Raw genomic sequence first — 10,248 nt, forward strand, 5'->3', positions numbered from 1 at the left:
CAGACTCAGGGTTGTTGACGAATTCGATCGCGGGCTCGTTCTGTCTCGTTTTCCACGGCGCGATGCATGCTGGAATCTTCAGGCACGTGGGGCAGCATCTGCTCCCACCAGGTGAGAGCCTTTTCATAGTTGCCGGTCAGGAAATCATTGGTGCCGAGTAACCAAAGGGCCTTGAGGTTGTCGGGTTGTAATTCTATGGCCTCTTCCAGCAGCGCTCTGGCTTGTGGGGGCATTTCTGGCAACTCGCTGCGGAGATGAATGGTTTCGGCTAGTTCAACACGCAGGAAAGCACTGTCGGGCCTAAGGTAAAGGGCTCGCCGCAGGCTGTGTTCGGCTGGGCCGTAGTGACGCAGGTCCTTGTAGATCAAGCCCAGGCGCTGCCACTGTTCCGGCTGGTCCGGATTCCGCTCCAGGTCTCGGGCCATTTCGATCATTTGTGCGCGCAGCTGGGTGACGCGTGGATCATCGATCTCGGCTTCGCCATAAGTACCCACCTGCAGGTACAGCATTGTGGTGACAAGAGGTACGAGCACCAATATCCCCAGGAGCAGGGGCAGCGGTAGCGTTCCACTGGACGGTTTCTTTCGACCAAGCCGGGCTCGAATATCTGGCCCCAGCGCGAAAAACAGTGCAAAAAGGACGGCCAGACAAGCCAGTATGTAAAAAAGATCGAAGCTCACTTTTTCAAAAAGACGTATATAAAATAGCGAGTATGCCACTTGTCTCTGCAGATTTCTCTTGTCGGAAAAACCAGGCCTGGGCCGCCTGCGCAAGACTGACGGGTGCTTGAGCGGGTCAATAAGTCGTTGACATCCCATTGACGGTTGAATATTCTTGAATCCTAGATGCATATTAGAAATGCGCATTCACTAATATGCTTCTGGCTGTCCGGAACATCCGAGTGAGGAAAGGAACGATGCGAAAGGAAACCTGGTTTGTAGCCGTGCTGGTGGGCGCGGGACTGTTGCTGGCGACCATGGGAGCGCTCTCCAGCAGCCCGTCCAACGGCGAGAAATCCGATTTTGAAGGCTTCGACAGCCTGGACGAGGCCACGGTCACCGAGAACTGGAAACGCTATTTTCCGGCCCAGTACGAGGGCTGGATGCGGACTTCGGAAATGCAGGAAACGACCTACGGTGGCGGCGGCAAGGCCGCGGCCGAAGACATGGACATCGAGAAGATCAACTATCTGGAGATGTATCCGTTCCTGAAGGTCAACTACGACGGTTTCCCGTTCTCCAAGGGCTACTACCGCTCGCGCGGCCACTACTATGCGCTGACCGACGTGGTCGACACCGAGCGCCTGCCGGACTGGGAAAAGCGCCCGGCCACCTGCATCGGCTGCAAGACCACCGACGTCAGCAAGCTCGACGCGGTCCACGGTGACGACTGGTACTCCATGCCCTTTTCCAAGGTCGTCGGTTCCAACACCATTGGCTGTCTGGACTGCCACGCCGCTGAAGATGCCACCGTGCGCCACGCGCGTGACTGGCTCGACGAGGGCATGGCCCACGGCACCTTCGCCAACATCGAGCCCGAAGGCCGCACGGACCTAGTCTGCGCCCAGTGCCATACCAATTACCACTTCAACGCCGAGACCCGCAAGGTCGAGCTGCCGTGGACCACCGGCCTGACCGTCGAGGCCCAGCTCGAGCACTACGACGCGGCCCAGCGCTCAGACGAGTGGGTGCATCCGCAGACCGGCGCGCTGGTGGCCAAGATCCAGCACCCGGAATACGAGCTCTACCACGAGGGTCAGGAAGTCAACGTTCACTCCATGCTGGGCCTGCAGTGCACCGACTGCCACATGCCCAAGGCCACCGACAGCGACGGCGAGGAATACACCGAGCACCACTGGACCAGCCCGCTGACGCACGTGGAGAGCACCTGTATGGGCTGCCACAGCAACTGGGGCAGCGGTGGCGTGATCGCGCGCGCCGAAGGCGTGCAGGGACGCGTCTACGAAAAGCAGAACCGGATCGGACGCGAGCTGGCCGAGTTCATCGAGGCTGTGGCCGAAGCCCGCTCCGGCGAAACCCTGGATGAGGTCACCTTGACCCGGCTGCAGCAGATTCACCGCGAGGCGCAGTTCTACTGGGACTTCATCTGGGTTGAAAACAGCAACGGTTTCCACAACTGGGGTGAGGCTCACCGCGTGCTCGACAAGGCCGAGGCCCTGATCAATGAGGGCATGGACGTTCTCGACAGCGTCTAAGAACGCGAACAATGAGCGCCGCCATCCCTGCCGGGTGGCGGCGCACGACTCTTCATTTTTCGGAATGCCATGTACTTATGAATTGGCGAAAAATCTTCAAACCCAGCGCCAAGCTGTCCATTTTTACGCTGGTCATCGGCGGTGCCGTTTTCGGTGCGGTCGCCTTTTATGCGGGCCAGACCACGCTGCATGCGACCAGCACCGACGAATTCTGCATGACCTGTCATAGCAATCATTCTTTGCAAGACGAGGTGCTGGCCTCCGCTCACGGCGACAACGAATCCGGAATTGTGGTGAACTGTCGCGATTGCCACCTCCCGCGCGAACCGTTCGCCTATCTGCAAAAAAAGATCGCTGTCTCTCCGGACTTATGGCGATTTGTCACCACGCCGGGATTCAACACCCAGGAACACCTCGAGGAGCACCGGCTTGAGTGGGCGGAGCTGACCCACGATTACCTGCGCTCGATCGACTCCTCGACCTGCCAGGCCTGCCATGCCCGCGTCTATGACGATCCGCCGCCGGAAAACATGAGCCGCATGGCGGTTGGCATGCACACCATGAACAAAAACCGCGACGAAGCCGAACGCGAAACCTGCATCGACTGCCACAAGGGCGTGGCCCATCCCTATCCGGAGGCCTGATACGAACGAGCTTGGCCGGGGTCGCATAGAATTAGCGGGGATCTTCCCTGCTAAAGAGCGTAGTGAGATATGCGACTAACCCAATACACCGACTATGGTCTGCGATTGCTGATTTATCTAGCTTCAGCTCCGGACCAATCGGCCAGCGTCCGTGAAGTTGCCGATGCCTACGATATTTCCCGGGCCCACCTGAACAAAGTAGCGCTGCAATTGACCGCCGCCGGCGTCTTGACGGCCCGCCGCGGGCGCGGCGGTGGGGTCTGGCTGGGGAGCCCGCCGGATCGAATCTTGCTCGGCACCGTCATTCGTCTACTCGAGCCGGATTTTCACTTTGTTGAATGCATGCGTCCGGGCAATCAATGCGTAATTACGCCGGCATGTAGATTGCGCGAAATTTGTCAACAGGCGCAGGAGGCGGTTTTTGCCGTGTTTGACCGTTACACATTGGCCGCTTTGCTTGAGGACACGGAGCGACGTGACGCTGTTTGCGCCTTGCTTGGCCTGTCTCAGGATTGAAATCCTCAAGCCGCAACTGAATACTCTTTCTCCACTACCTTCATAGCGAGTCGATCCGGAAGCGGCGACGTGGGGCAGATGGGGACCGTCAGCAGCTCAACCAGGCCGCGCAAGCTAGGACTACATGTCCGAAAGCATGCCGAAGCCTCGGCAGAAATTGTATCGTACGATACAATTTGACGAATTTTTCCACCCGGCCGACCTGCCTTTCTTGTGTCGTACGATCCATTCCGTAAGAGTCTCAGCATTTGAGCCTGTTGGTATTCTTACAGAATGAAGCAGGACCACCCCGGCTGCTTCAGATGGGCCTAAAATGCCTATTCTCCTTAGGCGTCCCCGTTATGATTACTTTTCAATGGAACCAGGATTACATGACCGATCTGCCCTCTGTCGATGGACAGCATCGGCACTTGGTGGATCTGATCAATCAGCTCGGTCGCTCTTTGGGCGACAACGGCGTCAGCCGGGCTGATTTGCAAAGCCTGTTCGGAGAATTGGTCAGCTACGCCCAGTTTCACTTCCAAGACGAAGAACGCTTGATGAGGGAAACCGGCATCGATGAGCGGCATATCGACCGGCATGTGTCGAGTCATCGACGCTTTCTCAAGGATGTCGACACACTCCAATCTACTGATTCGGGCCCAGCGGAGCGCTCTGGCGCTGGTATCCTGGATTATCTGGTCCATTGGCTGGCTTACCACATTCTGGGCCAGGATCAGGATATGGCACGACAAATCGAAGCGGTGCGGTCTGGTGCCGAGCCTGCCGAGGCGTTTGACCGCCATGAGCGTGAAAAAGAGGCCGCTATAGAACCTCTGCTCGCGGCATTGAACCAGCTGCTTCAGCAGCTTTCCGCACGCAACCGTGAGTTGGTCGAGCTTAATCATTCGCTGGAAGAACGCGTGGCAGAACGTACCCAGGCGCTATCACAGGCCAACGACGAGCTTAAAGCCCTTTCTTTGACGGACGTGCTGACCGGCCTGTCCAACCGCCGCCACGCCATGATGTTGTTGGCGACGTTATGGGAAGAGTCCGACCAAACCGGGCAATCGCTCGCGGCTTTGATGATTGATGCCGATAACTTCAAGATCGTCAACGATACCTACGGTCACGATGCCGGAGACACGGTATTGATGGAGCTGGCGAGAGAACTTCAGCACTCGCTGCGTTCGGACGATCTGATTTTTCGTCTCGGCGGGGATGAGTTTCTGGTTCTGTGTCCGGCGACTGATTTTGACGGCGCGATGCAGGTCGGCAGGTCATTGCTGGATCGGGTGGCAAAAATGAGCGTGCCTACGGGCTCTGGATTCTGGAAAAACAGCATCAGCGTTGGAGTGGCAGTACGCACCGCTCCGATGAGGGTCCTTGACGAACTCATCAAGGCGGCCGACGACAGCGTCTACCTGGCCAAGGACGCGGGCAGAAACTGCGTCCGAGCCAGCCAGGAATCGCCTGTGTGAAAAGTGGGGCCGAATTGCGCTAAAGCGAGCCTCATATCAATGAATACGCGGGGAATTTTTTGCTGTTTTGAGCGGCAGCTCTAGAAGTCTGGTATAAAATACCGGGTTTTACTGGCACTGGTTCGATGGAAGACTTTGCATTCAGTCGTTCGGTGCCTGGCGGTTGAAGACCATTCCGCTCATCAATAATGATTTTTTCGGTTTGCCTCGCTATTTTGCTGATTTCTAGCACTTTTGTTCCTGAGCCGCCCGGTTCTGGCATCGCATGAGCCCCCAAACAACCGATCTCATCGACGGGGTGCTGCTTGAGGGCTGCGCTTTGCATGAGGTGCTGCGGGGGACTTGGAGCCCAACCAATCAGCCGGTGGTTGTGAAACGTGCGCGTTTCGGACACGACCCACTTGCGGCGCGGGCAGCGATCGATCGGGAGCGCGGCGTCCTGCGTCAATTGGCCGGCATTTATGGTGTACCGGCCTTGCTTGAGGGCGGCTCAAATGAAGTGGTCATGGAAGATTTCGGGGGCTGCGATCTGGCGCGCGCCGGGCTGGCTGGGCGACTCGAGGTTTCGCAGTTGGTGGATGTTGCAAAGCGCCTGGCCGGAACACTCGCCGAGATTCATGACCGGGGTATCGCCCATCTTGATCTTCATCCGGGCAATGTCGTGGTTCGTTCCCACGATCTCGGCGTTGAACTGATCGATTATTCCTGTGCCACGCCTCTGCCTCTGTTGAATCTCGACCATATCGCTGCCTCACGCGCAACGCCTCACCTGGGAGCTGCGGGCTTTCGGGCACCGGAGTTCGAAGCAGGGGCGCGCGGCGATGTCGATCATCGGGCCGATCTTTACGGACTGGGCGCGACCTTGGTGTACCTGGCCACCGGTGCGGTTCCCTTTGACGAGGACGACCCGGTCGCCCTGCGCCACGCCAAGCGTACCCAACTGCCTGCAGCACTCGAGCAGATGGGAGACGAGTTTCCTGAGCCGCTGATCCGGATTCTGAGGCGTCTGCTTGATCCGGACCCGGATCGACGTTACCGCAGCGCGGCTGGATTGGCCCACGATTTGGAGGTCTTGCAAACCGCCATCGCTGAAGGCTCAATGCTCGAGGACATGCAGCTTGGGCGTGTCGATTTGGCGCCGCGACCCACGGCACCTCGCCGGCTGGTCGGTCGTGCCCGCGAGCTGGCCGAGTTGCGCGAAGCGCTCGGCGATACACGGCGAGGCGGGTGCCATGCAATGTTCGTCGCCGGTCCCCCCGGCATTGGCAAGACCGCACTGATTTCTGAGCTGCGCTCGGAAGTGCTCGGCAGCGGAGGTCGCTTTGTTTTCGGGAAGTTCGAGGAGCTGCTGCGCGATCAACCGTTATCGGCGCCGGCCAGCGGCTTGCGAGAGCTTTCTCGGCAGCTGCTCGACGATTCGGCAGGCCAGGCCGGGGGCTGGCGACGTCGTCTGACGGAGGCCGTGGGCCAGGATGCACAGTTCGTCACCGATGCATTTCCGGATCTGCGCGGATTGTTTGATGGGCCCGATGCGATGCTGGTTGACGACCAGCTCGAGCGCCGCGCCCGGCTGCGTTCGGCGTTGGTCGACCTGCTGGCGGCGGTTGCGCATCGTGATGCGCCGCTGGTGTTCGTGCTTGATGATCTGCAGTGGGCAGATCATTTTTCCGTAGAACTTTTGGAGCAGCTGCTCGGGGCGCCCGATGTCGATGGATTGCTGCTCATCGGTGCCTACCGGGACGTCGAAGTCGGCCCAGACCACCCTCTGGCCATGCTGCTTTCTCGTCTTCGGGCGACCCACCGGCCCCCGCGCGAGCTACTGCTGCAGCCGCTGGATACCTCGATGCTGGCCGATCTGGCGTCATCCATGCTGCTTGATGAAATAAAGCCAGACAACGAACTCGTTCAGATCCTCGCTGAGCGCACGGCTGGAAACCCTTTTCACGCCGTCGAGCTGGTGCTTGGCCTTCACAAGCGTGGCGCCTTGGTTGCTGATCGCGAGCGGGGTCAATGGCGGGTATTACCGGAGGCTCTAGCGGCCGAGCACCTCACTGACGACCTGGTCGGAATGCTGATCGAAGAGTTCAGCACTTTGCAGGACCCACTGGGCGCCTTGACCACGGCGGCGTGCCTGGGCGGGACGTTTACCTTCAGGCAGATGGCCAATCTGCTCGACGTGGAAGAGATCGAGGTTGATCGAGCGCTGGAACCGGCGTTGCGACGAGGGGTGCTGCGCATTGAGGAGACGCTCCCGCAGAAAGCCGCCGGAGAGTCCAAGACGATACGCTTCGCCCACGATCGCATGCGTGAGGCTGCGTTGGGTTTGCTGGAGTCTGCTGACCGCCGGGCCCGACACTTGGAGTTGGCCCGCCGCATAGATGCCGCACCGCCGCCGGGCCGTGATGTCGTGGCGGCGGCCGGGCAGCTGGTGATGGCTGTTCCGCTCGAGCTTGTCGACAAGCAGGCGCGTGCGGCGACCCGACTTCTTCGGGAGGCGGGCGCGGAGGTGATGCAAAAGGGCGCTTTTCTGACGGCGGTCCGTTTTCTTCGACTGGCCGTGGACTTGATGCCCGAAGACACTTGGGAGTCAGCCCATGACGAGGCCTTTGGTCTTAACCAACAGCTTCACGCCGCCCTGAGCGGAGCGGCAGATCACGGTGGTGCTGAAGAGATTTTCGCGGTGCTCCAGGCACATGCACAAAGCGCTGGCGAACTGGCGGCAGCCGCCCGGCTCTACATTACCGGGTTGGCCGACCAAACCCGCTATGAAGAGGCGGTTCGATTCGGGTGCCAGTTGTTGGCCTCACTCGGGATCGATGTGCCGCTGGACGATCCGATCGGGGACGTCGATCGTCGCCTGTCTGCTCTGGAGGCCGTGTACAGTGAACAGGGCCATCTCACCCTGCCGACCGACCCTGCTGAGGCCTCCGAGCGGCACATCGCTTGGTTGATCAACCGAATGATCCCGGTTGCGTTTTTCTGGCGCCCCGAGGTGGCATTCTGGTTGCATGTGGTCAGCGTCGAGCGCTGGCGCGAGCACGGTCTGCTGGATGAGTATCTTTTTCCGGCAGCGTGCGTCACCTTGACAACGATTGGCCTGCGCGATGACCCGGCGCTGGGAATAGAAGTTGCGCAGCAAGCCCTGCAAATCGGTAGTCAGCGTTCGGAGACCTCCCCAACCGAACGTGCTCGGACGCACCATGTGGTGGGACTGTTTGTCAGTCACTGGTCACGGCCGCTGGAGCGCAGCATCGACCATGCCCGACTGGCCTTTGATCAGCTTGCGCGCGCTGGTGAAACCGATTTTGCCTGTTTCTCTTTTTATACCACCCAGGCGGCCGTTTTTGATACCGCCAATGGACTCGATGACGTCGAAGCGGAGATCGCGCGAGCCGAGTCGTATGCGGGGCGGGTCGGCAACCTGCATGCTCAGCAGGCTTACGTCAATTTCCGTCGGACGCTGCTGGCACTTAGGGGCGAAACCGACGGGCCGGGCAGCTTTGACGGCCCCGGCTTTAGCGAGAGTGCGCACGTGGCCGAGGTTTCGGCGAACCCGATGGCGCGCAGTTTCTATCACACTTACCGAGCTGTGACGGCGCTGCTGTTTGCTGACACCGACACCTTGATCAACCAGGCGGCAGCAGCCCGCGAGCATGCCCCGTACATCACAGGCTTTTGGCCCGCGGCGCTTGTTCGTCTGGTCTCGGCCCTGGCCAGCGTCGAGAGTCTGCGCCGTGGGTGCGAGGACATCACCGTTGCCGAAAAGGCCAGAGCCCAGCTGGAAAGCGACGAACACTGGCTCAAGGAACGCGCGGTAAAAAGTGAGGCCAACCTGGGTCACCTCGCACAGCTGGTAGGCGCCGAGTGCCGCGAGCTGGAGGGCGATTTCTGGGGGGCATCGATCGCCTTCGAGCAAGCCTCTGCGCTTGCTGCCTCCAACCATCGGCCTTGGCAGCTTGCGCTGATTTTAGAGCGTGCGTCCGAGTTCCAAAGGCGCCAAGGGCTCGATCGTGTTGCCGATGCCCAGCTGTTGCGCGCCAGGCTGGCATGGCAAAGATGGGGTGCGGTCGGCCGGGTCGCAGCGCTTGATCGGCAGTCCCCCCATATTGCTCATCTGGAGGCTTCTCAAAGCAGCGGGGAGAAACGCAATATCGACCATGTCGCTCTGCTGAGAGCTGTTCGGTCCATCAGTGGGGCGCGCACCCGTGAAGAGTTGGTGTCACGCTCCCTGAAGGTGGTCGCGCCGCTGGCGGGCGCGAGCCAGGCTCGGCTAATCGCGCGCGGGTCTGCCGGGGGCTGGTGGTTGGAAGGCGGTATGGATGAAGCGGCCAATGTTCCCAGACAGCCGCTGGAAAAAGCGATTGAGGCCGCCGAAGTGCCTTCGAACATTCTAAAAATGGCTGAGGGAGCGACGGACTTTCTGGTAAGCGAAGATGCCGCAACCGATCCTCGATTCATGAGCGACCCAAGGTATCAGCGGCGAGGACGATGCTCGCTGCTGGTGCTTCCGATCCGGGTCCAGAATCAGCTGGAGGCGGTCCTGGTACTCGAGGAGGGTCATCGCCGTTCGGCCTTCGGTTCGACGCGCCTGGAATTGCTGTCCCTGCTAGCCTCGCAGCTTGCCTCGGAGTTCGAGGGCCTGAAGGTCCGCGAGCATCTCGAGGAGCTGGTCAGCGAGCGCACTCAGGCACTTGCCTATGCCAACGAGCAGTTGGATGCACTCAGTCGTACCGACGCCCTGACCGGGATCGGTAACCGTCGTCAGTTCAACGAAGTCCTTGAGGTGGAGTGGCGACGAGCTGCCCGACGCAGTCGCGCGGTGGGTTTGCTGCTGCTAGATATTGACCACTTCAAGACTTTTAACGATCGCTATGGACATCAGGCCGGCGATGTTGCGTTGCGAGCCGTTGGCGCCGTGCTGCGGGACGGCTGTCGCCGCGCTAATGAAACGCCGACGCGCTTTGGTGGTGAGGAGTTTGCGATTTTGGTCGCCGACGCCGACGTCCGTGAGGTTGTCTGGTTAGCTGAGCAACTCCGCGCCGGGATCAAGGCCATTGAACTATCCGGATCCGGCGGCCTGACGGCGAGCATCGGGGTTGCGGTGCAAAAAGCCGGCACCGGCACGGCCGGCGAGCAGCGCTTGGTGCATGCAGCCGACGTCGCGTTATACCGGGCCAAACAAGGTGGCCGAAACCGGGTGGAGTTGTGCCGTGAGTCAGACTGCCTCACGGATTGATGGGCGTGAGCGGCTGCGGCACAAATGCGACCACGCCTATTGTCTGAAGGACGCTGCGCAGTAGTCCTGGAACTCATCCAGTGGCACCGGCCGGCTGAACAAGTATCCCTGATACACGTGACAGTGGTTGAGAGCGAGAAAATCACGCTGCGCCTCGGTTTCTACGCCTTCGGCGAT

General features: G+C 60.0%; 7 protein-coding genes and 1 pseudogene. 6 read left to right on the forward strand and 2 right to left on the reverse strand.

Annotated features, from left to right (window positions below; genetic code table 11):
- Positions 1 to 5: 5 nt before the first annotated feature.
- Positions 6 to 719, reverse strand: coding sequence for a TPR domain-containing protein (locus tag G3I74_RS16225; RefSeq protein ID WP_203594675.1), 714 nt, complete (start codon positions 717 to 719; stop codon positions 6 to 8).
- Between the two features lie 197 nt (positions 720 to 916).
- Between G3I74_RS16225 and G3I74_RS10915 the strand changes: the two genes are divergently transcribed.
- The 4 genes from G3I74_RS10915 to G3I74_RS10930 all read left to right on the forward strand — a co-directional run bounded on the left by G3I74_RS10915 (position 917) and on the right by G3I74_RS10930 (position 4,835).
- The gene (locus tag G3I74_RS10915; RefSeq protein WP_164211610.1) at positions 917 to 2,215 is read left to right on the forward strand and encodes an ammonia-forming cytochrome c nitrite reductase subunit c552; all 1,299 of its coding nucleotides are present in this window, start codon (positions 917 to 919) and stop codon (positions 2,213 to 2,215) included.
- A 77-nt stretch (positions 2,216 to 2,292) separates the two neighbouring features.
- Positions 2,293 to 2,859 carry a NapC/NirT family cytochrome c gene (locus tag G3I74_RS10920; RefSeq protein WP_164211611.1) on the forward strand — a complete coding sequence of 189 codons (567 nt, stop codon included), beginning with the start codon at positions 2,293 to 2,295 and terminating at the stop codon, positions 2,857 to 2,859.
- 69 nt (positions 2,860 to 2,928) lie between these two features.
- Complete coding sequence (locus tag G3I74_RS10925; protein WP_164211612.1) at positions 2,929 to 3,375, forward strand: RrF2 family transcriptional regulator; 447 nt, start codon at positions 2,929 to 2,931, stop codon at positions 3,373 to 3,375.
- 341 nt (positions 3,376 to 3,716) lie between these two features.
- Complete coding sequence (locus G3I74_RS10930) at positions 3,717 to 4,835, forward strand: GGDEF domain-containing protein (RefSeq protein ID WP_164211613.1); 1,119 nt, start codon at positions 3,717 to 3,719, stop codon at positions 4,833 to 4,835.
- Positions 4,836 to 4,866: 31 nt separating this feature from the next.
- Here G3I74_RS10930 and G3I74_RS10935 read toward each other — a convergent pair whose 3' ends face one another.
- Positions 4,867 to 5,160 carry a hypothetical protein gene (locus G3I74_RS10935; RefSeq protein ID WP_164211614.1) on the reverse strand — a complete coding sequence of 98 codons (294 nt, stop codon included), beginning with the start codon at positions 5,158 to 5,160 and terminating at the stop codon, positions 4,867 to 4,869.
- Here G3I74_RS10935 and G3I74_RS16345 point away from each other — a divergent pair.
- Both G3I74_RS16345 and G3I74_RS10940 read left to right on the forward strand, forming a co-directional pair.
- Positions 5,101 to 5,835: pseudogene (locus G3I74_RS16345) on the forward strand (serine/threonine protein kinase); the annotation flags it as partial. The gene G3I74_RS10935 and the pseudogene G3I74_RS16345 overlap by 60 nt on opposite strands.
- A gap of 99 nt (positions 5,836 to 5,934) precedes the next feature.
- Positions 5,935 to 10,071, forward strand: a complete 4,137-nt coding sequence (locus tag G3I74_RS10940) for a diguanylate cyclase (protein ID WP_239056834.1) — start codon at positions 5,935 to 5,937, stop codon at positions 10,069 to 10,071.
- Positions 10,072 to 10,248 lie beyond the last annotated feature (177 nt).

This window comes from Wenzhouxiangella limi (assembly GCF_010499265.1).
Taxonomy (GTDB): domain Bacteria; phylum Pseudomonadota; class Gammaproteobacteria; order Xanthomonadales; family Wenzhouxiangellaceae; genus Wenzhouxiangella; species Wenzhouxiangella limi.